At 44.2% G+C, this 21,284-nt stretch carries 22 protein-coding genes and 9 tRNA genes; 25 read left to right on the forward strand and 6 right to left on the reverse strand.

Annotation, left to right across the window (positions count from 1 at the left end; all coding sequences use genetic code 11):
* Nucleotides 1-86 precede the first annotated feature (86 nt).
* From AAGA51_RS13155 to ruvX, 5 genes are all read left to right on the forward strand, one after another.
* Nucleotides 87-788 (forward strand): endonuclease, encoded by a 702-nt coding sequence (locus tag AAGA51_RS13155; RefSeq protein WP_042489178.1) that lies wholly within the window; start codon nucleotides 87-89, stop codon nucleotides 786-788.
* Nucleotides 789-1,074: 286 nt separating this feature from the next.
* Nucleotides 1,075-1,806 (forward strand): 16S rRNA (uracil(1498)-N(3))-methyltransferase, encoded by a 732-nt coding sequence (gene rsmE / locus AAGA51_RS13160; protein WP_042489181.1) that lies wholly within the window; start codon nucleotides 1,075-1,077, stop codon nucleotides 1,804-1,806.
* A gap of 12 nt (nucleotides 1,807-1,818) precedes the next feature.
* Nucleotides 1,819-2,775 carry a glutathione synthase gene (gene gshB, locus AAGA51_RS13165; protein ID WP_042489183.1) on the forward strand — a complete coding sequence of 319 codons (957 nt, stop codon included), beginning with the start codon at nucleotides 1,819-1,821 and terminating at the stop codon, nucleotides 2,773-2,775.
* 26 nt (nucleotides 2,776-2,801) lie between these two features.
* The gene (locus AAGA51_RS13170; RefSeq protein ID WP_042489186.1) at nucleotides 2,802-3,365 is read left to right on the forward strand and encodes a YqgE/AlgH family protein; all 564 of its coding nucleotides are present in this window, start codon (nucleotides 2,802-2,804) and stop codon (nucleotides 3,363-3,365) included.
* A 72-nt stretch (nucleotides 3,366-3,437) separates the two neighbouring features.
* On the forward strand, nucleotides 3,438-3,863 hold the full coding sequence (gene ruvX, locus AAGA51_RS13175) for a Holliday junction resolvase RuvX (protein ID WP_042489189.1): 426 nt from the start codon (nucleotides 3,438-3,440) through the stop codon (nucleotides 3,861-3,863).
* A gap of 53 nt (nucleotides 3,864-3,916) precedes the next feature.
* Here ruvX and AAGA51_RS13180 read toward each other — a convergent pair whose 3' ends face one another.
* Both AAGA51_RS13180 and AAGA51_RS13185 read right to left on the reverse strand, forming a co-directional pair.
* Nucleotides 3,917-5,023, reverse strand: a complete 1,107-nt coding sequence (locus AAGA51_RS13180; protein ID WP_042489190.1) for a PilT/PilU family type 4a pilus ATPase — start codon at nucleotides 5,021-5,023, stop codon at nucleotides 3,917-3,919.
* An 11-nt stretch (nucleotides 5,024-5,034) separates the two neighbouring features.
* On the reverse strand, nucleotides 5,035-6,072 hold the full coding sequence (locus AAGA51_RS13185) for a type IV pilus twitching motility protein PilT (protein ID WP_042489193.1): 1,038 nt from the start codon (nucleotides 6,070-6,072) through the stop codon (nucleotides 5,035-5,037).
* A gap of 44 nt (nucleotides 6,073-6,116) precedes the next feature.
* Between AAGA51_RS13185 and AAGA51_RS13190 the strand changes: the two genes are divergently transcribed.
* From AAGA51_RS13190 to hemW, 7 genes are all read left to right on the forward strand, one after another.
* The gene (locus AAGA51_RS13190; protein ID WP_042489196.1) at nucleotides 6,117-6,821 is read left to right on the forward strand and encodes a YggS family pyridoxal phosphate-dependent enzyme; all 705 of its coding nucleotides are present in this window, start codon (nucleotides 6,117-6,119) and stop codon (nucleotides 6,819-6,821) included.
* A gap of 95 nt (nucleotides 6,822-6,916) precedes the next feature.
* Entirely contained in the window at nucleotides 6,917-7,735 is an 819-nt protein-coding gene (gene proC / locus AAGA51_RS13195; RefSeq protein WP_042489198.1) for a pyrroline-5-carboxylate reductase, read from the forward strand.
* 143 nt (nucleotides 7,736-7,878) lie between these two features.
* Nucleotides 7,879-8,436: a YggT family protein gene (locus tag AAGA51_RS13200; protein ID WP_042489200.1), complete on the forward strand. Its 558-nt coding sequence runs from the start codon at nucleotides 7,879-7,881 to the stop codon at nucleotides 8,434-8,436.
* On the forward strand, nucleotides 8,436-8,768 hold the full coding sequence (yggU, locus tag AAGA51_RS13205; protein WP_042489203.1) for a DUF167 family protein YggU: 333 nt from the start codon (nucleotides 8,436-8,438) through the stop codon (nucleotides 8,766-8,768). The genes AAGA51_RS13200 and yggU overlap by 1 nt, the downstream gene beginning before the upstream one ends.
* A 23-nt stretch (nucleotides 8,769-8,791) precedes the next feature.
* Nucleotides 8,792-9,223 (forward strand): DUF4426 domain-containing protein, encoded by a 432-nt coding sequence (locus AAGA51_RS13210; protein WP_042489206.1) that lies wholly within the window; start codon nucleotides 8,792-8,794, stop codon nucleotides 9,221-9,223.
* A 24-nt stretch (nucleotides 9,224-9,247) separates the two neighbouring features.
* Complete coding sequence (locus AAGA51_RS13215) at nucleotides 9,248-9,847, forward strand: XTP/dITP diphosphatase (protein WP_042489209.1); 600 nt, start codon at nucleotides 9,248-9,250, stop codon at nucleotides 9,845-9,847.
* Nucleotides 9,847-11,019 (forward strand): radical SAM family heme chaperone HemW, encoded by a 1,173-nt coding sequence (hemW, locus tag AAGA51_RS13220; RefSeq protein ID WP_042489211.1) that lies wholly within the window; start codon nucleotides 9,847-9,849, stop codon nucleotides 11,017-11,019. Before AAGA51_RS13215 ends, hemW begins: the two co-directional genes overlap by 1 nt.
* Here the strand turns inward: hemW and AAGA51_RS13225 are convergent.
* The 3 genes from AAGA51_RS13225 to trmB form a co-directional block, all read right to left on the reverse strand.
* Complete coding sequence (locus AAGA51_RS13225; RefSeq protein ID WP_042489214.1) at nucleotides 11,016-11,639, reverse strand: DNA-3-methyladenine glycosylase family protein; 624 nt, start codon at nucleotides 11,637-11,639, stop codon at nucleotides 11,016-11,018. The two genes, hemW and AAGA51_RS13225, sit on opposite strands and share 4 nt — an antisense overlap.
* A 21-nt stretch (nucleotides 11,640-11,660) precedes the next feature.
* The gene (gene glsB, locus AAGA51_RS13230; protein ID WP_042489217.1) at nucleotides 11,661-12,581 is read right to left on the reverse strand and encodes a glutaminase B; all 921 of its coding nucleotides are present in this window, start codon (nucleotides 12,579-12,581) and stop codon (nucleotides 11,661-11,663) included.
* 115 nt (nucleotides 12,582-12,696) lie between these two features.
* Nucleotides 12,697-13,416, reverse strand: a complete 720-nt coding sequence (trmB, locus tag AAGA51_RS13235; RefSeq protein WP_042489221.1) for a tRNA (guanosine(46)-N7)-methyltransferase TrmB — start codon at nucleotides 13,414-13,416, stop codon at nucleotides 12,697-12,699.
* Between the two features lie 188 nt (nucleotides 13,417-13,604).
* On the opposite strand from trmB, the gene mutY reads away from it, so the two are divergent.
* The 12 genes from mutY to AAGA51_RS13295 all read left to right on the forward strand — a co-directional run bounded on the left by mutY (nucleotide 13,605) and on the right by AAGA51_RS13295 (nucleotide 17,703).
* Nucleotides 13,605-14,654 (forward strand): A/G-specific adenine glycosylase, encoded by a 1,050-nt coding sequence (gene mutY, locus AAGA51_RS13240; RefSeq protein ID WP_042489375.1) that lies wholly within the window; start codon nucleotides 13,605-13,607, stop codon nucleotides 14,652-14,654.
* 16 nt (nucleotides 14,655-14,670) lie between these two features.
* Nucleotides 14,671-14,943: an oxidative damage protection protein gene (locus tag AAGA51_RS13245; protein ID WP_042489224.1), complete on the forward strand. Its 273-nt coding sequence runs from the start codon at nucleotides 14,671-14,673 to the stop codon at nucleotides 14,941-14,943.
* A 158-nt stretch (nucleotides 14,944-15,101) separates the two neighbouring features.
* Nucleotides 15,102-16,229, forward strand: coding sequence for a membrane-bound lytic murein transglycosylase MltC (mltC, locus tag AAGA51_RS13250; protein ID WP_042489227.1), 1,128 nt, complete (start codon nucleotides 15,102-15,104; stop codon nucleotides 16,227-16,229).
* 109 nt (nucleotides 16,230-16,338) lie between these two features.
* Nucleotides 16,339-16,414: transfer RNA gene (locus AAGA51_RS13255), tRNA-Phe, on the forward strand.
* Between the two features lie 68 nt (nucleotides 16,415-16,482).
* A tRNA-Thr gene (locus AAGA51_RS13260) sits at nucleotides 16,483-16,558 on the forward strand.
* A 7-nt stretch (nucleotides 16,559-16,565) separates the two neighbouring features.
* Nucleotides 16,566-16,641 (forward strand) — tRNA-Phe (locus tag AAGA51_RS13265).
* 46 nt (nucleotides 16,642-16,687) lie between these two features.
* Nucleotides 16,688-16,763, forward strand: a tRNA-Asn gene (locus AAGA51_RS13270).
* 402 nt (nucleotides 16,764-17,165) lie between these two features.
* A tRNA-Phe gene (locus AAGA51_RS13275) sits at nucleotides 17,166-17,241 on the forward strand.
* Between the two features lie 47 nt (nucleotides 17,242-17,288).
* Nucleotides 17,289-17,364: transfer RNA gene (locus AAGA51_RS13280), tRNA-Thr, on the forward strand.
* A gap of 40 nt (nucleotides 17,365-17,404) precedes the next feature.
* A tRNA-Asn gene (locus AAGA51_RS13285) sits at nucleotides 17,405-17,480 on the forward strand.
* A gap of 36 nt (nucleotides 17,481-17,516) precedes the next feature.
* A tRNA-Thr gene (locus AAGA51_RS13290) sits at nucleotides 17,517-17,592 on the forward strand.
* A gap of 35 nt (nucleotides 17,593-17,627) precedes the next feature.
* Nucleotides 17,628-17,703, forward strand: a tRNA-Asn gene (locus AAGA51_RS13295).
* A gap of 134 nt (nucleotides 17,704-17,837) precedes the next feature.
* On the opposite strand, the gene djlA is transcribed toward AAGA51_RS13295, so the two are convergent.
* Entirely contained in the window at nucleotides 17,838-18,698 is an 861-nt protein-coding gene (djlA, locus tag AAGA51_RS13300; protein WP_042489230.1) for a co-chaperone DjlA, read from the reverse strand.
* 147 nt (nucleotides 18,699-18,845) lie between these two features.
* On the opposite strand from djlA, the gene lptD reads away from it, so the two are divergent.
* Nucleotides 18,846-21,254: an LPS assembly protein LptD gene (gene lptD, locus AAGA51_RS13305; protein ID WP_042489233.1), complete on the forward strand. Its 2,409-nt coding sequence runs from the start codon at nucleotides 18,846-18,848 to the stop codon at nucleotides 21,252-21,254.
* Nucleotides 21,255-21,284 lie beyond the last annotated feature (30 nt).

Raw genomic sequence — 21,284 nt, forward strand, 5'->3', positions numbered from 1 at the left:
TAACCGAAAATAGCGATAGATTTCTCAACTAGATTTCAACTTAGAGAATGTTAGACTGTAAAAAACAATAAAATACAGTCCAACATATGCTTAATTATCGCTTTCTGCTGACAGCAGCTTTGCTGCTTGTTTCTCACACTTCTTACGCCGATTTTCCAAGCTCTTTTTCCAGCGCTAAAAACGAAGCTCTGAAAATTTATAAAGATCACCCAACCTCTTTTTACTGCGGCTGCGACATTTCGTGGCAGGGTAAGAAAGGCATTCCTGACTTGGAGAGTTGTGGATATAAAGTCCGCAAACAACAAACTCGAGCTAGCCGAATTGAATGGGAGCACGTAGTGCCTGCCTGGCAATTTGGCCACCAGCGTCAATGCTGGCAAGAAGGCGGACGTAAACTCTGTAGCAACAGCGATGCAGTGTTTCGCCGCATGGAAGCAGATCTGCACAACTTAACGCCAGCGATTGGTGAAGTGAACGGTGATCGTTCCAACTTCAACTTTAGCCAATGGAATGGAACTTCAGGCGTCACTTATGGCCAATGCGAAATGCAGGTCGATTTCAAACAACGCAGAGCAATGCCACCAGCAAGAGCCAGAGGCGCAATTGCACGAACCTATCTTTACATGAGCAACGAACACGGATTTAAACTGTCAAACTCGCAAACCAAACTTATGCAAGCATGGAACAAAACCTACCCTGTCGATGAGTGGGAATGCGAAAGAGAAAGGCGAATATTCAAAGTTCAAGGCAACAGAAACCCATTTGTCTATGAACAGTGCTCAAAGTAAAGCCTGACGATAACTATCAGAACCTATCTAGACATATAAACCCAGACCGATAAATGAGGGGGGATTCACATTTCCCCCTTGTTTTTTCGGCACAAAGCATCCATGTTAGATGCGAGATATCCCACACTATTGAATAGCAATACTCAAGCTACTTGAAGTTGCAGGTTGGCGGCAAGTGAGTGAATCCCCATGAGCATAGATAAACTATGTGATTGAGGTGAACGAACGTAGTCAACACCGCTGCTGCTTCAAGTAGGAAGAGTATATTTTGATTAGGAAACAACACATGCGCATTCCCCGTGTCTATCATCCGCAGCCCATTACGCAGTTAGGCAAAATTAACCTCGACGATGATGCAGCAAACCACATTGGTCGAGTACTGCGCATGAAAGAAGGACAAGAAATTCTTCTGTTTGATGGTAGCGGTGCAGAGTTTCCAGCAGTCATCAGCGAAAGTGGCAAAAAACATGTGACGGTTGAAGTTACAGAACGTGTCGAATCCAGCAGCGAATCACCACTTGATTTGCATTTAGGGCAAGTGATTTCGCGTGGCGACAAAATGGAGTTCACCATTCAGAAATCTGTTGAGTTGGGTGTAAACACTATCACTCCACTATTGTCAGAGCGATGTGGCATTAAACTGGATGAAAAACGCTTTGAGAAGAAACTTCAGCAATGGCAAAAAATCGCCATCAGCGCTTGTGAGCAGTGTGGTCGAAACGTGGTACCCGAAATTCGTCCTGTGATGGAATTAGAACAGTGGTGTGCAGAGCCAAGTGATGCACTGAAACTCAACCTGCACCCTCGCGCTCAATACTCAATTAATACACTTCCTGAACCGGTTACTAAAGTGCGTCTATTAATCGGTCCGGAAGGTGGTCTTTCTGAAAAAGAAATCGATATGACCACCAAATACAACTTCGAAGAAACGTTGCTTGGACCTCGCGTCCTGCGTACAGAAACCGCAGCGTTAACCGCAATTACAGCTTTACAAGTTCGTTTTGGCGATCTTGGATAACGGAGACTTCCAATGATTAAACTCGGCATCGTAATGGACCCTATTTCATCCATTAATATCAAGAAAGATTCTAGCTTCGCGATGATGTTAGAAGCACAACGTCGCGGCTATGAAATTCATTATATGGAGATGAATGATCTACACTTAGATCAAGGTGTGGCTATCGCTGATACAAAAATCGTCACACTGAAAGAAGATCCAAACGGTTGGTACGAGTTCAAATCAGAGCAAACTATTCAGTTATCTGAGCTAGATGCTGTATTAATGCGTAAAGATCCACCTTTTGATACTGAATACATTTACGCAACTTACATTCTAGAGCGTGCAGAAGATGAAGGTACGCTGATCGTCAACAAACCACAGAGTCTTCGTGACTGTAACGAAAAACTGTTTACTGCATGGTTCCCAGAGCTGACTCCAACTACAATCGTGACTCGTAAAGCGGAAAAAATTAAGCAATTCAGAGAGCAACATGGTGATGTGATCTTAAAACCGCTAGATGGTATGGGCGGTGCATCAATTTTCCGAGTGAAAGAAGGCGATCCAAACGTCTCTGTGATTATCGAAACACTGACTAATCACGGCCAAAACTACTGTATGGCGCAAACCTTCGTTCCAGATATTAGCAATGGCGACAAGCGTATTCTGGTTGTAGACGGTGAGCCAATGCCTTACTGTTTAGCTCGTATTCCAGCACAAGGGGAAACGCGCGGTAACTTGGCAGCAGGCGGTCGTGGTGAACCTCGTCCACTGAGTGAAACTGATAAAAAAATTGCACTTGCCGTGGCACCAACACTGAAAGAAAAGGGTCTAATTTTTGTAGGCTTAGATGTGATTGGAGACAAGCTGACTGAGATTAACGTAACCAGCCCGACTTGTATTCGTGAAATTGAAGCGGCTTACGATATCTCTATCACTGGCAAGTTAATGGATGCCATTGAGACACGCATAAAAGCAATGGCGATGTAATACCAATCTTTGAGGTTGGAGACACTATGAATCTTACAAATCATTTTCTCGTTGCGATGCCGAGTATGAAAGATCCTTACTTCAAACACAGTGTAATTTACATCTGTGAGCACAATGAAGAAGGCGCTATGGGTCTTATTATTAATGCGCCCATAGATATTACTGTCGGCGGAATGTTGAAGCAGGTTGAGATAGAGCCTGCTTACCCACAGTCGCAAAGTAAAAGCCTTAAAGAGCCTGTTTTCAATGGCGGTCCGGTTTCAGAAGATCGCGGGTTTATTTTACACAGACCCAAAGATCATTATGAATCCAGCATTCGCATGACAGACGATATCGCAGTGACCACTTCCAAAGATATCCTAACGGTTTTAGGTACTGACGCAGAACCAAAAGGTTATCTCGTTGCCCTTGGCTACTCGGGTTGGGAAGCGGGTCAACTAGAAAGCGAGCTATCGGAAAACTCTTGGTTGACCATAGAGGCGGACTCGGATCTGATTTTCAACACTCCGACCCGAGATAAATGGAACAAAGCAATTCAAAAGCTGGGAATCGACCCTATCCAGTTATCTGGTGAAGCTGGTCACGCCTAGCCCAATTAACAGCGCTCAATATCAATTGAGCGCTTCTGTTTTTATTTAAACAAAGTTTCAAAAGAGTTTTACATGTCGCGAACTATTATGGCCTTCGACTACGGTACAAAAAGTATTGGTAGCGCCATCGGTCAGGAAATTACTGGCACCGCCTCACCACTGAAAGCGTTCAAAGCCAATGATGGTATTCCGAATTGGGATGATATCGAAAAGCAGCTTAAAGAGTGGAAACCTGATCTTGTCGTGGTTGGTTTGCCGACCGACTTACATGGTAAAGATCTAGAAACCATTACTCCAAGAGCCAAAAAGTTTGCTCAGCGTCTTCATGGCCGTTTTGGCGTTCAGGTTGAACTGCACGATGAGCGTTTATCAACAGCTGAAGCGCGAGCTGAACTTTTCTCGATGGGTGGATACAAAGCGCTCAGTAAAGGCAATATTGACTGCCAATCCGCGGTAATCATCTTAGAAAGCTGGTTTGAAAGCCAGTGGGGTGAATAAAACTCTACGCTGAAAGCAGAGACAAAAAACGCGCTTCATCAGCGCGTTTTTTATTAGTTCATATCGATTTTCACATTAGCCAGTGAACTTGAACTCGGAGTGTCTCCACGCTGAGTTTTTAACATCATGCGCAAATCATTGGCAGAATCGGCGCTGTGCATTGCATCTTGTTCAGTGATCTTGTCTTCCACTAGTAACTGATACAACGCTTGATCAAACGTCTGCATACCAATCTCTTTCGATTTAGCCATCGTCGATTTCAACTCGTGTAACTCTCCTTTGCGAATCAAATCTGAAACGCGAGGTGAATTGAGTAAGATCTCAAACACACCGTGGCGACCTTTACCATTTTTATCACGAATCAGCTGCTGCCCCACCACGCCACGCAAGTTCATCGACAAATCAAACAAGAACTGCTCTTTTTGCTCTTTAGGCACAAGGTGAAGAATACGCTCTAGCGCTTGGTTGGCATTGTTAGCATGCAATGTTGCCATACACAGATGCCCTGTTTCAGCAAACGTCATTGCATATTCCATGGTCTCACGACTGCGGATTTCGCCAATCAAAATCATGTCTGGCGCTTGGCGAAGAGAGTTCTTAAGGGCGACTTCGTAACTTTCGGTATCTAAACCCACTTCTCGCTGAGTGACGATGCATTTTTGATGTTCGTGTACGAACTCAATCGGATCTTCAACCGTTAAGATATGTCCACTGCGATGACGATTACGATATCCCGTCATTGCTGCCATAGTGGTGGATTTACCCGAACCCGTTGCTCCCACGACCAGCACTAAGCCTCGCTTTGCAATCGCAAGATCTTGCAAAACCACAGGCAAGTGCAATTCTTCAAATGTCGGAATTTGCGTTTCGATACGTCGAATCACAGCGCCCGGTAACTCACGTTGGAAAAAAGCACTCACCCTGAAACGCCCATTGCCCCTAACAACCGCAAAGTTAGCTTCGTGTGAGGCGTTGAATTCTGTTTTACGTTCTTCATCCATCATTTCATGTAATAAAGAAAGCACCTCTTGCTGTGAAAGCTTCTCCCCTTGCGGACGCATCTCACCATCCACTCGCAGCAATACCGGTGCACCGACAGTAATATATAAGTCCGACGCTTTAAGCGAGGTCATCGCTTCAAGGTAGTGATTCAATTCCATTTCATTCGCTCTTAAAAGGTAGAGATTTCAGACTCAATCTTCTTCTGTACTTCAGCCGGATCCACTAAACCTTGAGCAATCAGCTGTTTGGAGTTTTGATCCATGGTCTGCATTCCGTGAGCAGCACCGGTTTGGATGATCGAATACATCTGAGCCACTTTATCTTCACGGATCAAGTTACGAATTGCAGGTGTCGCTAACATGATCTCATGACAAGCAACTCGACCTCCGCCAGTACGTTTTAGCAGTTTCTGTGCGATCACCGCGCGTAAGGATTCAGACAACATAGAACGCACCATATCTTTATCGTTGCCCGGAAACACATCAATAATACGGTCAATGGTTTTTGCTGCCGAACTGGTATGCAGCGTACCGAAAACAAGGTGTCCTGTTTCCGCCGCAGTTAATGCTAGGCTAATGGTCTCTTGGTCACGCAACTCACCGACCAGAATGACATCTGGGTCTTCACGCAGTGCCGAACGCAGCGCATTCTTGAAACTGTGCGTATCGCGGTGAACCTCGCGTTGGTTGATCAAACACTTATCGTTGCTATGAACGAATTCGATTGGATCTTCAATGGTAAGAATATGCTTGTTGTGATTCTTGTTAATGTAATCAACCATCGCAGCCAAAGTGGTGGATTTACCAGAACCCGTTGGGCCAGTCACCAGAACCAGACCTTTCTCATAGTTGGCAATTTTGCTGAAAATCTCTGGCGCATCTAACTGGTCAAGAGTAGGAATGACTGTCGGGATGGTTCGAAATACCGCAGAACAGCCGCGTGCCTGGTGGAATGCATTCACACGAAAGCGCCCTACATCCGGCAGTTCAAAAGAAAAATCCACTTCGAGTTTTTCTTCAAACTCACTGCGCTGAGCATCATTCATCACTTCAAACACTAGACGATGAACATCTGCATGGGTAAAAGCAGGTACGCCAAGCTTTCTTACTTCGCCATCTATACGTACCATAGGCGGAACACCTGCAGAAAGATGTAGATCTGACGCATTATGCTTTACACTAAAATCCAGTAACTCAGCGATATTCATTTATTTATTTTCCTTAGGGTCTATAGACCAAATAAAGTCAGGCTATGAGTAGTATTCAACAAAATATCAAAGATATCATTTCACAAATTGAGCGCGCACAACAAAAGTGTGGACGTAGTCCAGACTCAGTGCAACTTCTCGCAGTGAGTAAAACCAAACCTGTCGAGGCAGTTCTAGAAGCGGCACAAGCCGGGCAACGCAGTTTTGGTGAAAACTACGTGCAAGAAGGCGTCGAAAAGGTTCAGTATTTTCAGCACAATCATCCCGAGCTTAAGCTAGAATGGCACTTCATTGGACCGCTGCAATCGAATAAGACACGTCTTATTGCTGAAAATTTCGATTGGATGCATACCATTGACCGAGCCAAAATTGCTCAACGCCTCAGTGAGCAGAGACCAGCGAATTTGCCACCATTACAAGTATTGATTCAGGTTAACACCAGCGGAGAGGCTTCCAAATCAGGCATTTCCGAAAATGAAGTATTTGAACTGGCTGAATTGATTTCTGGCTTACCAAACCTCATGTTAAGAGGATTGATGTCGATTCCTGAGAACGTTTCAGACTATGAATCCCAATTTGCTGCGTTTAAAAAGCTCGCGGATTTAAAAGTAAAACTGGCTGAACGATTCCCTAATATCGACACCCTATCTATGGGGATGAGTGGCGATATGGAAGCAGCGATTGCAGCAGGCAGCACCATAGTTCGTATCGGTACAGCTGTATTTGGTCAGCGTGACTATAGTCATTAGCAAAAGACAGTCCGTAAACAAAAGACAGCCATTAACAAAAATGGCAATCGCTAACAAAAAAACTAACACTAAAATTTTTGGATAGAAGAGCAGACATGGAACAGAGAACAATCGCTTTTATTGGTGCGGGTAATATGGCTCATGCGATTATCGCAGGTCTTGTAGCCAGCGGTTATGATGCAAAGAAAATCATTGCAACAGCGCCTTCAGAGACGCGCCGCAAGCCACTGGAAGAGAAATACGGCATTCGTACCACCAGCGATAACCTTGCAGCAGCACATGAAGCGGATGTGGTTGTGTTGGCGGTTAAACCACAGTTAATGGCTGATGTGTGCGCACCTCTACAAGCGGTAGACTATTCAAACAAATTGGTGATCTCCATTGCTGCGGGTATTTCAGTGGCACGTTTCAATGAAATGCTGGCAACTGAACTGCAACTTGTTCGCGTGATGCCGAATACGCCATCGTTGGTAAACAAAGGCATGGCAGGTCTGTATGCAGCACAATCTGTTTCTCAAAAAGACAAGGATTTCACGTCAGAACTGATGTCTGCGGTAGGTGAAGTGTGTTGGGTAGAACAAGAATCAGGCATCAACAGTGTGATTGCTGCGGCAGGTAGTGCGCCAGCTTATTTTTTCCTCTTCATGCAAGCGATGCAAGAAGAAGCTATGGCTCAAGGGTTTGATGAACAAACCGCTCGTCTGCTTGTCCAACAAGCGGCTCTGGGCGCTGCGGAAATGGTACAAGCCAACCCTGATGTATCACTGGCAACACTACGCGAACAAGTGACATCTAAAGGTGGCACGACAGCTGAAGCTATCCGTACATTTAACGAAAATCATCTTTCAGAGATTGTTGCCAAAGCGATGCAAGCTGCGGTTTCAAGAGCTGAAGAGATGGAAAAACTATTTTAATTAGCGAAACACCTATACCCAATCTACTTAAAGTTGCAGGTAGGCGGCAAGTGAGTGAATCCCCATGAGCATAGATAACTATGTGATTGGGGTGAACGAACGTAAGTAGGAAGGGTACAAACAACTCGAACTAAGGGCTCTCTATGAATTCTATGAGTTTTCTAATCTCCACAGTATTTGACCTTTATATCATGGTCGTGATCCTACGTATCTGGCTACAAGCAGCACGTGCAGATTTCTACAACCCATTCTCTCAATTTATTGTTAAAGCAACCCAACCTGTCGTAGCACCACTACGTCGTGTGATTCCATCAGTAGGTAGTGTTGATTTGGCGACAGTGCTGTTTGCCTACGTACTGTGTGTTTTGAAATTTGTGGCAATGATCCTTATCGCATCAGGCGGTGCAGTTAGCTTCAGTATTGACTTCCTGTTCCTTGGACTTCTGTCGCTTATAAAAGCAGCGGGCGGTTTACTGTTCTGGGTACTACTACTTCGCGCGATTCTAAGCTGGGTTAGCCAAGGCCGTAGCCCTATTGAGTATGTATTTCATCAACTGACAGAACCAATGCTGGCACCGATTCGTCGTATTCTTCCTCCTATGGGTGGTTTCGATCTTAGCGTGTTAGTACTGTTTATTGTGTTGCAGTTTGCCAACTTCCTGATGGGCGATATCATCGGTCCTATCTGGTATCAACTATAATGAAAGCAGCTTGGTTTGATGGTGACGACTTAATTTTACGGCTCTATATTCAGCCGAAAGCCAGTCGTGACAGCATTGTTGGTCTGCATGGTGAAGAGCTAAAAATCGCAATAACCGCTCCACCTGTTGACGGTAAAGCCAACGCCCATCTCACCAAGTATTTAGCCAAACAATGCAAAGTGGCTAAAGGGCTGATAGAAATAGAAAAAGGCGAACTTGGCAGGCATAAACAGATCAGAATTATTTCGCCAGCTGAGATACCTAAAGAAATACAAGCCGTTATTCAATCACCAAACTTTCATTCCCCACTCCTATGTGGGGAATGTTTTTAGTCTAGATCAACAAGGAAACGACCATGCGCCAATGGATGATAGCTCTGCTACTTACCTTTGCCGCTCTGCCAAGCTCAGCAGAGCAGTTTCAGAACATCAAAGATATTGAAGTGCACTACTCTGCTTTCAATTCAACATTTTTAACCCCTCAAGTAGCACGCAGCTATAAACTCACTCGCAATGGATATTCGGCCATTCTGAATATTAGCGTGTTAGACACTTCATCCCTTGGCAAACCAGCGGTTGAGGCAAAAGTGTCAGGAAATGTGAGAAGTTTATTAGGTAACATTCGCGACCTTGAGTTTACTGAGATCAAGGAAGGCGAAGCCATCTACTACTTGGCTGAATTTCCGATTAACAACGAAGAAGATTTAATCTTTGATATCGACGTTAATGCTAGCAATAAAGGTGCAGGCAAAGTTAAATTCACCCAAAAATTTTATGTTGAAGAATAACGTCGAACATAGAGATAACAGAAAATGAAAAAGATTGTATTAGCGACTGGCAACCAAGGCAAAGTTCGTGAAATGGCTGACTTGCTGGCTGATTTTGGTTTCGACGTTGTCGCACAAAGTGAATTCAATGTCTCTGAAGTGGCCGAAACAGGCACCACTTTCATTGAGAATGCGATTATCAAAGCGCGTCATGCAGCGAAAGAAACTGGCTTACCAGCGATTGCTGATGATTCTGGTTTAGAAGTCGATTACTTAAGAGGCGCACCGGGCATTTATTCCGCTCGCTACGCAGGCGAAGGCGCATCTGATCAGCAGAACCTAGAAAAACTGCTTCAAGCAATGCAAGGTGTTCCTGAAGTAGAGCGTACTGCACGTTTCCACTGCGTATTGGTTCTGATGCGCCATGAAAACGACCCAACACCGATTGTCTGCCACGGCAAATGGGAAGGTCGCATTTTAGAGCAAGCACACGGCACCAACGGTTTTGGCTACGATCCTGTGTTCTTTGTCCCTGAAGACAATTGCGCTTCCGCTGAATTAGAACCTGCACGTAAGAAGCAGCTTTCTCACCGTGGTAAAGCTCTAAAGAAACTGTTCCAAGCGATCGAAGAGCAAAATCAATAATGCTGACACCGCCTGATCTTAGCCTTTATGTACACATCCCTTGGTGTGTACAAAAATGCCCATATTGTGATTTCAACTCTCACGCACTAAAAGCTGAGATCCCAGAAGATCACTACATTGATGCTCTGCTTGAAGATCTTGATACCGATATCGAGCGTTATAAGCTTGCTGATAACTCTCGTAAACTGCATTCGATCTTTATTGGTGGTGGTACACCAAGCTTGATCTCTGCCGAGGGGATCAAGCGCTTACTGCAAGGTATTGAAGAGCGAATAGCGTTTAAACCAAATATTGAAATCACCATGGAAGCCAATCCGGGCACGATTGAAGCTGAACGCTTTGCTGGATACAGAAAAGCAGGTGTTACTCGTATCTCAATTGGTGTGCAAAGTTTTGCACCTGAAAAATTGGAACGCCTAGGTCGGATTCACGGTAAAGATGAAGCTTTGCGTGCGGCAAATCTGGCGCATAACATTGGACTAACGAGCTTCAACTTAGATTTGATGCATGGTTTGCCTGATCAAACCATTGAAGAAGCGTTAGCAGACCTTGATCAAGCGATTGCATTGAATCCGCCGCATTTATCTTGGTATCAGCTCACCATTGAGCCAAACACCTTATTCTATTTCAAACCGCCTACATTGCCCGATGACGATGCCCTGTGGGACATCTTTGAATTAGGGCATAAGAAGCTCACTGAAGCGGGTTACGTGCAATATGAGATATCTGGCTACAGCAAGCCGGGGTATCAGTGTCAGCACAACCTGAATTACTGGCGCTTTGGCGATTACTTAGGAATTGGCTGTGGCTCTCACGGCAAGCTTAGCTTTAGTGATGGACGTATTGTTCGCACAACTAAAGTGAAGCACCCGAAAGGCTATCTGGCGTCATTCCAGAACCTGACCAAGCCATACTTAGATTCAGAGCAGCTAGTGGCCGACGAAGACCGTCCTTTTGAGTTTTTTATGAATCGCTTCAGATTAATGGAGCCATGTCCGAAAGCCGATTTCGTCACAACCACAGGCTTAGAACTGAGCGTGATTCAACCAACCATTAACTGGGCTTTGGATTTAGGTTATTTGAGCGAAGATGCTACGCACTGGCAAATCACAGAAAAGGGCAAATTGTTCCTCAATGATCTGCTTGAAGCGTTTATGGCAGAAGAAGACTAATTCGCCATTGAAGTGAAAAGGTCGGTATCCAGACTCTGCCATACATGAAGCGCAAAGTAAGAACGATAAGGTGTGACTGTCGACAAAATCTCTTGTTCACTCACACCTTCTTTTTCTGCAATCAAAGCAAGACCTCTGGCTAATGCCACATCCCCTTTTGACCACACATCCGGTAATCCAAAAAAGAAAATCGCCGTCATTTCGGCTGTCCAAGGACCAATCCCCCAAAACTGAGTCAGTGTTTTAACTATCTCAGATTCCGGCATTATGGCGAGTTCTTCAGGAACAATGACTCTCTGCTCCAGCGCCTCTCTCACACCACAAATCGTTTTGATTTTGGCGTTCGACAGACCGCACCCGCGCAGCACTTCTCGGTTCGACTCAACAAATAAATCCAACAATTGCTGCTCGTTAGTTAACAACGACTCGACGCGCTGCCATATAGTACGAGCGGCAGTATTCGAAAGTTGCTGCCCTGCTACTGAGCGAGCCAAATAGGGAAAGAAGTTCTCTTCACCTTGCAGGGAGAGTTGTTGAATACCATTAGCTTGAAGTAATTGTTGTAAGTAAGGAAGCGCACTTGCTTGCTGCAATAATTCTTGATGAACGGCTTGTGACATCTTCCTTACCTCTTAGAGTCTTTAGAATATTGAGCGGCCGATACGTTGCGCTAATAACTCAAGAGCCCGTGTTCCTGCAAGTGAGTTACCTGAAGCGTCCAGCTCTGGAGACCAGACTGCAATGGTCATCTCCCCCGGAACGATAGCCACAATACCACCACCTACGCCAGATTTACCCGGCATTCCGACACGGTAAGCAAACTCACCCGCCCCATCATACAAGCCACACGTTGCCAGTAGCGCATTAACCTGTTTGCTTTGAGTTGGGCTAATAATCTCTTCACCGGTGTGAACGGATACCCCTTTATTGGCAAGATAGCTGAAGGTTTTTGCCAATTCAACACAGCTCATTTTAAGCGCACAAGCGTGAAAGTAGTTGTTCAACACTGGTAATACATCGTTGTGGAAGTTACCAAACGAGCGCATAAGGTAAGCAATGGCCGCATTACGATCGCTATGCATCATTTCGGATGCGGCAACGACCTTATCGTAAAGAATATGCTGTTCACCGCTAAGTTGACGTGCGAAATCGAGCAAACGTTGACGAGGCGCAGACAGGCGACTGCTGAGCATATCGGCGACCACAATCGCGCCGGCATTAATAAACGGATTGCGAGGTATGCCTTGTTCAACTTCGAGCTGAATCAGAGAGTTAAATGCTTGGCCTGAAGGTTCTTTGCCAACGCGACTCCAAATCTCATCGGGTTGATAAAGTCCCATCGCCAGCGTTAGACTCAAGGCTTTTGAAATGGATTGAATAGAGAAACCTTCATCGGCATCTCCAGCTTTAATCACTTCACCTTGATTGGTATAGACTGCGATACCTAATTTGGTGTTTGGTACCTCTGCCAACGCAGGAATATAGTCAGCGACTTTTCCTTGGCCAATCAAATGTCGAACGTCATCCAGTATGTTTGTAAGTATTTCTGATGTCGGTTTCATCGAATCCACTTATCGGTGTCAAAGCGCCAGATCGATATCCAAACGCAAAGGTTAAAAAATGCCAACATTGCAGCAATGTTGGCATTTTCAAGATTCATTCAATGGATATAAAAAACTAGCTCACACGCTTGTATTTAATATCCCAAACTCCGTGACCAAGACGGTGACCACGTTGTTCGAACTTCGTCAGTGGTCGCTCATCTGGACGAGGAATATAATCACCTTCTTGGGCGATATTTGCAAAACCAGGCGCTTGGTTCATGATTTCGATCATGTGTTCTGCGTAATTTTCCCAGTCAGTTGCCATATGGAAGATACCTTCATCCACAATCAGCTTTTGACGAACCATTTCAGCAAACTCCAGCTGAACAATACGGCGTTTGTGGTGACGCTTTTTATGCCAAGGGTCAGGGAAAAACAGTTGGAGTGTGTGCAGGCTGTTATCAGGAATCATGTTCGCAAACACTTCAACCGCGTCATGGCACATAACACGTAAGTTTGTCACACCCGCTTCACGAGCAGCAGATAAACATGCACCAACACCTGGGCTGTGAACTTCAATACCAATAAAGTTTTTCTCTGGAGCATTCTTTGCCATCTCAACCAAAGATGCACCCATGCCAAAACCGATCTCTAAAACCACTGGGTTGTTATTGCCAAATACTTGATTCCAATCGAGCAGGCTCGTTTGATATTCGATACCCATAGTTGGCCAGCATTCTTTCATCGCTGCTTCTTGGCCTTTAGTCAGACGACCTTCGCGACGAACAAAACTGCGAATTCGACGAACGATTTTGCCATCTTCTGTGAACTCGTTAGTGGTTACTTCACTCATTGATATTGCCTGTATAAAATTTAGTCTTGAGTTTGAGGGCTGTGATTATCCAAAGAATTACTTTAGGTGCAAGCATTATTGTTGCTCAAATCACCACAAATACCCGTAGTTTTTGTCTGTTTTACATCCTGAGCATTATGTGGTGCAATTTTGCCCCATTATTTTAATAAATATAGATGAGTAAAGTCGTGACCCCTTTCGCTAAGGCAATTCTCACTTGGTATGACAGCTACGGTCGTAAAAATCTGCCATGGCAGCAAAATAAAACCGCATATAGCGTCTGGCTGTCGGAAATTATGCTCCAGCAGACGCAAGTTGCTACCGTGATCCCATACTACGAGCGATTTATGCAGCGCTTTCCTACGGTGACAGATCTGGCGAATGCAGAACAAGATGAAGTTCTCCATTACTGGACAGGGCTTGGTTACTACGCGCGAGCTCGTAATCTTCATAAAGCTGCCAAAACTGTGGCTGAACAATACAACGGTGAGTTTCCAACGGATATTGAAGCAATGAATGCTCTGCCCGGTGTTGGTCGCTCAACCGCTGCCGCCGTTCTATCATCAGTTCACAAACAACCACACGCCATTCTTGACGGAAACGTGAAACGTACTTTGGCTCGCAGCTTCGCTGTTGAAGGCTGGCCTGGAAAGAAAACCGTCGAAAATCAACTTTGGCAATTCGCTGAAATGCATACGCCAAAACAAGATGTCGACAAGTACAACCAAGCCATGATGGATATGGGGGCGATGATCTGCACCCGCTCAAAACCGAAATGCAGTTTGTGCCCAGTTGAAGAGTTTTGCCAAGCAAAACAACAAGGCAATCCATTGGATTATCCGGGGAAAAAGCCCAAAACAACCAAACCTGAAAAAGAGACTTGGTTTGTGATTCTGCGTCATGGCAACGAAGTGTGGCTTGAACAACGTCCTCAAAGCGGTATTTGGGGTGGGTTATTTTGCTTTCCAGAAAACAGTGATTCAAAGATTGAAAACGCTTTGGATAAACGAGCTATTGCCGACACGCAAGTTCTATCTAAAAAGCAACTTATCGCTTTTCGCCACACTTTTAGTCACTATCACCTCGATATCACCCCTGTTTTGCTAGAGTTATCCTCCAAACCGGAGATGATAATGGAAGCTGACAAAGGTCTTTGGTATAACTTAAACAAACCTGAAGAAGTTGGCTTAGCTGCACCTGTAAAACAGTTATTACAAAGCCTTCTGTATGAGATTTAACTAAGAGGAAATCCTTATGAGCCGCACGGTATTTTGTGCTCGACTAGAAAAAGAAGCTGATGGTTTGGATTTTCAGCTTTACCCAGGTGAACTCGGTAAACGTATTTTCGATAACATTTCCAAAGAAGCTTGGGGTCAATGGCAAGCAAAACAGACCATGTTGATCAACGAGAAAAAGCTCAACATGATGGATCCTGAGCATCGTAAGTTGCTTGAACAAGAGATGGTGAACTTCTTGTTCGAAGGCAAAGATGTCCATATCGAAGGCTATACTCCGCCAAGCAAATAACCGATTGGCCAACAGTAGATAAAGAAAAACCCTATTTTATCGAAGGAAAATAAATGACATCATTAGCTCGGAGTCTGTCGATTCTAGGTTGAGATGTCATTTTTATTTAAGCCTATCAAACTGAATAGAACTCAGTTTGAGGCTGCTATGAGGAGCGCATGAGAAAGCTTGCTTACTGTGTTATTGCCCTAATGCTGGTTGGATGTAGTCGCGAATTCGTCGAAAGTATTTACGATGTGAACTATGAACCAACTAACCGTTTCGCAAAAAATTTAGCCCAGCTTCCGGGGCAGTTTGAAAAAGATACAGCAGCACTTGATGCGCTCATCAGTAGCTTTTCTGGCAACATTGAAAAGCGTTGGGGTAGCCGAGAAATTAAAGTTGCCGGCAAAAGTAACTACGTAAAATATATAGACAATTATCTCAGCCGAGCTGAAGTAAACTTCCAACAGGGTAAAATTATTGTTGAGACTGTCTCCCCGACAGATCCTGAAGGGCACTTAAAACGAGCGATTGTTACGACCTTACTCACCCCCGACGATCCTATGAACGTTGACCTTTTTTCTTCGCAAGAGATTGAATTAAAAGGACAACCATTTCTATACAATCAAGTATTAGATCAAGACAAACAGCCTATCCAATGGGGCTGGCGGGCGAACCGTTTTGCCGATTACCTGATTGCGAACAAGATCAAAGTGAAGCAAGTAGATTTCAAAAAAGCCTACTACGTTGAGATTCCTATGGTGGAGGATCAGATTCAGATCCGAAGTTATCAATACGCCAACATAGTACAAAAGGCGTCGCGCAAATATGACATTCCAGAGGATCTCATTTACGCCATCATCAAAACAGAAAGCAGTTTTAACCCTTACGCAGTCAGTTGGGCCAATGCGTATGGTTTGATGCAGGTGGTACCCAAAACGGCTGGGCGAGACGTGTATAAACTGGTGAAAAACAAGTCTGGTCAGCCATCGCCAGAATATTTGTTTAATCCGGAAAACAACATTGATACCGGTACTGCGTATTTCTACATCCTGAAAAATCGTTATTTAAAAGATGTCCGCAACCCTACGTCTCTTGAATACAGCATGATTTCTGCCTACAACGGTGGCACTGGCGGTGTGCTTAACACCTTTAGCAGAGACAGAAAAAGAGCGATGTCTGATCTGAATTCACTGCAACCAAATCAAGTTTATTGGGCGCTGACAAAAAAACATCCTAATTCTGAATCACGCCGTTATCTGGAAAAAGTGACGAAATATAAGAAAGAATTCAACGCACAGTGATAAAAAACGGTCAATTAGCTCAAAACAACAGCGATCAACACGATTTTTAGTTTTTTTATAAAAAACAGGTTGACGCAGAGAGGGAAAATCCGTTTAATAGCGCTCCGTTGCCCGGATAGCTCAGTCGGTAGAGCAGAGGATTGAAAATCCTCGTGTCGGTGGTTCGATTCCGCCTCCGGGCACCACAATTTGATTGTTGGTGTCTTAAGACATCAATACGTTAGCAAAGCTTTTTAGTAAAAGATTATAGTGCGCCGACTTAGCTCAGTAGGTAGAGCAACTGACTTGTAATCAGTAGGTCACCAGTTCGATTCCGGTAGTCGGCACCATTCTTTTGCCTCGATAGCTCAGTCGGTAGAGCAGAGGATTGAAAATCCTCGTGTCGGTGGTTCGATTCCGCCTCGAGGCACCATTATTTGGTGCGATTATTCCTTTAGTTAGGAATACACACAAATAATTCCCCCTTAGTTCAGTCGGTAGAACGGCGGACTGTTAATCCGTATGTCGCAAGTTCAAGTCTTGCAGGGGGAGCCACTTTTAAAGCCAAGTCGAAAGACTTGGCTTTTTTCATTTCTGCATCTTTTTAATTTCATCAGTAGAAAAGCTCAATAGCGTAAGCTTCTCCCCTTGCCTATCTACCGATCAAGCTCAATGATTATTGTTAAATAACGTTGTCTTCAATTTAAAAGCTCACTAGCCGAATCCCCTTTCAAAGGCAGACTTAAAATAGGCGCTTTAGATAAGTTAGTGGTGCTATTTGCTCGTAAATGTCAGTGTTAACTCACTCTTAGTGCACCTTTATTAACAGAAACCCCCGCCATTTTTTAACGAAAATGGGCAAAAACAAGTCACTAAGTATAGAAAAGCAACAAACGATATTTTTTTTGCAATTTAGTGTTGACGTTAAATGCGAAAAACCTTTTAATACACCCCGTTGCCTCGATAGCTCAGTCGGTAGAGCAGAGGATTGAAAATCCTCGTGTCGGTGGTTCGATTCCGCCTCGAGGCACCATATTTAAGTTGTTGGTGTTTAGAACGAGCAACAGAAAGAAAATTTGGGCCGACTTAGCTCAGTAGGTAGAGCAACTGACTTGTAATCAGTAGGTCACCAGTTCGATTCCGGTAGTCGGCACCATTCTTTCAAACTTGTCACCTCGATAAGTAAAACAAACAATTCCCCCTTAGTTCAGTCGGTAGAACGGCGGACTGTTAATCCGTATGTCGCAAGTTCAAGTCTTGCAGGGGGAGCCACTTTCATTGATGAGTATATTTATACTTGTTGATAAAGCCGACTTAGCTCAGTAGGTAGAGCAACTGACTTGTAATCAGTAGGTCACCAGTTCGATTCCGGTAGTCGGCACCATTATTAAAAACATATCTAAGATATGTAAAAGCAATTCCCCCTTAGTTCAGTCGGTAGAACGGCGGACTGTTAATCCGTATGTCGCAAGTTCAAGTCTTGCAGGGGGAGCCACTTTTGAAGCCAAGTCGAAAGACTTGGCTTTTTTTCTATCTGCGATTTGTCTATCTGTTATTTAAGATAGCGACAGCTTTCAACAGCGGTAAAAAAAGGGCAAGCTCTGCTTACCCTTTTGATTTCGATTCAATTTACTTAAAGCCTTTTTCTTTTTTGATTAAATCGTAAGCCTGCTGAATTTCCTGTGACTTTTCTTTGGCAACATTCATCATCTCTGGTGGCAAGCCTTTAGCCATCAATTTATCTGGATGATGTTCATTCATCAACTTACGATAAGCACGTTTAATCGCTTTATCATCGGCACTTTCACTCACACCAAGCACAGAATAGGCATCCGCCAATCTATCCTTAGTTGACGCTTGCTGCCACTGCCCTCCCCCAGATGAATGTTGCTGATGTTGATGCCCGCCAAATCCACCACCATGCTGGAAACGGAAAGACGCTTCTTGCATACGTAAGCGACTTTCTAGTTGCTCGGAAGAAAACCCTAAGCCTCGCGCAATCTTATGCAGTACATTTCGTTCGCTTGGATGAATATCTCCATCAGCAAAAGCAGCTGATATTTGTAGTTCCAAGAAGAACTGCATTAAATCAAATCGGCCACCAGTGGAGATACGCACTTTCTCGAGAACATTTTCCAACGGGAAATTTGCGTCCTTCCCCTCACGGAAAGCATTCTGTGCCGCCAACCTTTGTTCACCATGCAGACTCATGCGATCCATCATGATACTCGCGAGCTGGATCTCTTCTTTTGTGACTTTGCCTTTTGCTTTCGCAACATGTCCCATCACGGAAAATGCCGCTTTGAAGAACTCTTCTTGTCTTTCTGCTTGGCTTGGACCAGAACCAAACGATCCTGTATGAAAACCCGCTTGATTTAAACGTCTAGCTTTATCAAATTGATGTCCAAGAAATAGACCAAAAATGGCGCCAACGGGTCCTCCGAACAGAAAGCCGAAGAAAGCGCCAAGAATTTTGCCAAAAATATGCATTATGTGCTCTCAATCTATGAATTTTTTAGGAGTAAAGCGGTCTGATAGTGCCGGGAGAGTGAATTTCCTTTATGATATCGAACGTTATCATTTAGCATTTGCTCCCAATATTGGAATTACACAAGTTCAACAGGATAGTACAATTCAATGTCACTTTTTTCCCGCTCATTTTTAGCTGTTTCCATTAGCGCTGCACTGTTTGCACCACAAATCCATGCAGAAGATACGCTAGATGACAGTGCGCAAAAGTTGCCTGCTATCGATCAGTGTCTTATCAATGAACCTGAACCGGTTAATCCGAACGAACAGCCTATCAATGTCGAAGCGGATAATCTAGAAGCAATTAATGGCGATAAAGCGACTTATTCTGGTAACGTCGTGGTTGTGCAAGGTAAGAAACGCATAGAAGCGGATAATGTCACTCTGCACCAAAAAGACAACATCGCGGTTGCTGAAGGAAACGTGAATTTCAGTGATGGTGAAGTTAAAGCCGTAGCGGATAAGGCGGTCAATAATCTCAACAATGATGAGATGACGCTAGAAAACACTCGCTATAAGTTCCTGTGTGAACCAGGCCGTGGTGATGCTAAATATGTGGCCAAAACAGGTAAAGCGGTTTATGAAATCGAAGACGGTTCTATCACCTCTTGTCCTGAAGATGATAACTCTTGGCGTCTACGCGCATCCAGTATTGATATCGACCAAAACGAAGAACAAGCAACCTTCTATAACCCTCGTTTAGAAATTCAACGCGTTCCCGTTTTTTATTTGCCGTTCTTAACCGTTCCAATTGGTGATACGCGTAAAACAGGTTTCTTGTATCCAACAGTCTCGTATGGCACCCGAGACGGTTTCGAGATGGATATTCCCGTCTACTGGAACTTGGCACCAAATTACGATTTAGAAACCACTTACCACTATATGCAGAACCGTGGTTCGCAGCTTAACAGTGTATTTCGCTATCTGAGCGATTTTGGTGAAGGTCAGATCAAATCCGAATATCTCAATGAAGACCAGCTTCACTTAGATAAAGGCGCTCGTTGGGGCTACCAATACGAACACAGCGGTATCTTCCAACAAGCATGGAAGTTTGAGGTCGACTACTCAAAAGTCAGTGATTACAGCTACTTCTCAGATTTGGATTCCAGCATTGGTAACCGTGAGGATGGTCAGCTTATTCAGGAAGGCCAAGTAACTTATCGTAGCCAAAACTGGGATACGTCCATTCTGGTGAGGCAATTCCAATTGTTACTGGAAGATCAAACCAGCGCTAACCAGCCTTATCGTTTAATGCCTCAGATAGCATTTAACTACTATGCCCCTGAACTAATGCGCTATTTGGATTTTGATCTGAAAAGCCATATCTCGCGTTTCGAAACAGACGGCGAAGGAAAACCATCAGCTACTCGCTTACACATTGAGCCAGGATTCAAGATCCCACTGGCTAATACTTGGGGTAGTTGGACAACTGAGGCTCGTCTGCTCGGAACCTATTACCAACAAGATATCAAAGACGTTGATACGTCTTACCAAGATAGTGATGGCGATGGGAAAAATGACAATGACTACTATGGTTTGGAAGAAAACGTTTCACGCGTAATTCCAGAGTTCAGAACCAATGCAGGCATTATTTTGGAGCGCGATACGGTTCTCTTTGATAACTACACCCAAACGCTCGAACCGCAAGTCCAGTATTTGTACGTACCGAACAAAGATCAAAGCAACATCGGCCTATACGACACAACTCTGTTGCAAACAGACTATTATGGCCTGTTCCGCAGTCGTAAGTACAGTGGAGTGGATTACATCGCATCAGCAAACCAGTTCAGCTACGGTGCATCTAGCCGCTTTTTTGACGATGCTTACAAAGAACGCTTAAACATCGCTTTTGGTCAGATTTTTTATATCGACAAAAAGTTTAAACCTTCCAATTATTCAGAAGAGAAAAATTCTGATTCAGGAAGTAAGACCAATTACTCAGCCTGGGCAATGGAAATGGACTTCAACTATGATGATTTCCTTTTCTACCACGGGGGAGTTCAATACGATGTTGACACCAGCGCACTGCAGTTGGCTAACAGTACTCTAGAGTATCGATTTAATGATGGATTTATCCAGACTAACTATCGTTATGTTACCAAGGAATATATCGAAAACACTGTAGGTGAAAGTATTGATGTTGCGAACATCACCCAAGACGGCATCTCACAGGCAGGCGTTATCGCTGGCTACCAGCTGTCTAGAAAATGGTATGCAAGTGCCCAGTATTTCCACGACTTAACCACTGATGAAGCATTGGAGTGGCTAGCAAACTTACGTTACACATCCGACTGCTGGTACATGGGCTTCACATACAGCAATCAGTTGAAGAGTTGGGGAACCACCAGCATCAACGATGTTGCGTATTACAAAGATCCAGTTTACGAAAACAACTTTAGTTTCAACATCGGTATCATAGGTTTTGGTACTAGTGTAGGCGCGGGCTCTAGCGCAACTGGTGTTGACAGCGCGGGCAACTCTCTAAGCTATGGTCGTCCATTCTTCTTGAATAACTAATTTACGACTTAGATAACGATAAGTTATTAA

This window comes from Vibrio diazotrophicus (genome assembly GCF_038452265.1).
In the GTDB taxonomy this organism is placed as follows: domain Bacteria; phylum Pseudomonadota; class Gammaproteobacteria; order Enterobacterales; family Vibrionaceae; genus Vibrio; species Vibrio diazotrophicus.

Excerpts from the sequence above, each read along its gene's own strand:
- AAGA51_RS13155 (WP_042489178.1), top strand. The coding sequence starts at position 87 with ATGCTTAATTATCGCTTTCTGCTGACAGCAGCTTTGCTGCTTGTTTCT.
- rsmE (WP_042489181.1), top strand. The coding sequence starts at position 1,075 with ATGCGCATTCCCCGTGTCTATCATCCGCAGCCCATTACGCAGTTAGGC.
- gshB (WP_042489183.1), top strand. The coding sequence starts at position 1,819 with ATGATTAAACTCGGCATCGTAATGGACCCTATTTCATCCATTAATATC.
- AAGA51_RS13170 (WP_042489186.1), top strand. The coding sequence starts at position 2,802 with ATGAATCTTACAAATCATTTTCTCGTTGCGATGCCGAGTATGAAAGAT.
- ruvX (WP_042489189.1), top strand. The coding sequence starts at position 3,438 with ATGTCGCGAACTATTATGGCCTTCGACTACGGTACAAAAAGTATTGGT.
- AAGA51_RS13180 (WP_042489190.1), bottom strand. The coding sequence starts at position 5,023 with ATGGAATTGAATCACTACCTTGAAGCGATGACCTCGCTTAAAGCGTCG.
- AAGA51_RS13185 (WP_042489193.1), bottom strand. The coding sequence starts at position 6,072 with ATGAATATCGCTGAGTTACTGGATTTTAGTGTAAAGCATAATGCGTCA.
- AAGA51_RS13190 (WP_042489196.1), top strand. The coding sequence starts at position 6,117 with ATGAGTAGTATTCAACAAAATATCAAAGATATCATTTCACAAATTGAG.
- proC (WP_042489198.1), top strand. The coding sequence starts at position 6,917 with ATGGAACAGAGAACAATCGCTTTTATTGGTGCGGGTAATATGGCTCAT.
- AAGA51_RS13200 (WP_042489200.1), top strand. The coding sequence starts at position 7,879 with ATGAATTCTATGAGTTTTCTAATCTCCACAGTATTTGACCTTTATATC.
- yggU (WP_042489203.1), top strand. The coding sequence starts at position 8,436 with ATGAAAGCAGCTTGGTTTGATGGTGACGACTTAATTTTACGGCTCTAT.
- AAGA51_RS13210 (WP_042489206.1), top strand. The coding sequence starts at position 8,792 with ATGCGCCAATGGATGATAGCTCTGCTACTTACCTTTGCCGCTCTGCCA.
- AAGA51_RS13215 (WP_042489209.1), top strand. The coding sequence starts at position 9,248 with ATGAAAAAGATTGTATTAGCGACTGGCAACCAAGGCAAAGTTCGTGAA.
- hemW (WP_042489211.1), top strand. The coding sequence starts at position 9,847 with ATGCTGACACCGCCTGATCTTAGCCTTTATGTACACATCCCTTGGTGT.
- AAGA51_RS13225 (WP_042489214.1), bottom strand. The coding sequence starts at position 11,639 with ATGTCACAAGCCGTTCATCAAGAATTATTGCAGCAAGCAAGTGCGCTT.
- glsB (WP_042489217.1), bottom strand. The coding sequence starts at position 12,581 with ATGAAACCGACATCAGAAATACTTACAAACATACTGGATGACGTTCGA.
- trmB (WP_042489221.1), bottom strand. The coding sequence starts at position 13,416 with ATGAGTGAAGTAACCACTAACGAGTTCACAGAAGATGGCAAAATCGTT.
- AAGA51_RS13245 (WP_042489224.1), top strand. The coding sequence starts at position 14,671 with ATGAGCCGCACGGTATTTTGTGCTCGACTAGAAAAAGAAGCTGATGGT.
- mltC (WP_042489227.1), top strand. The coding sequence starts at position 15,102 with ATGAGAAAGCTTGCTTACTGTGTTATTGCCCTAATGCTGGTTGGATGT.
- djlA (WP_042489230.1), bottom strand. The coding sequence starts at position 18,698 with ATGCATATTTTTGGCAAAATTCTTGGCGCTTTCTTCGGCTTTCTGTTC.
- lptD (WP_042489233.1), top strand. The coding sequence starts at position 18,846 with ATGTCACTTTTTTCCCGCTCATTTTTAGCTGTTTCCATTAGCGCTGCA.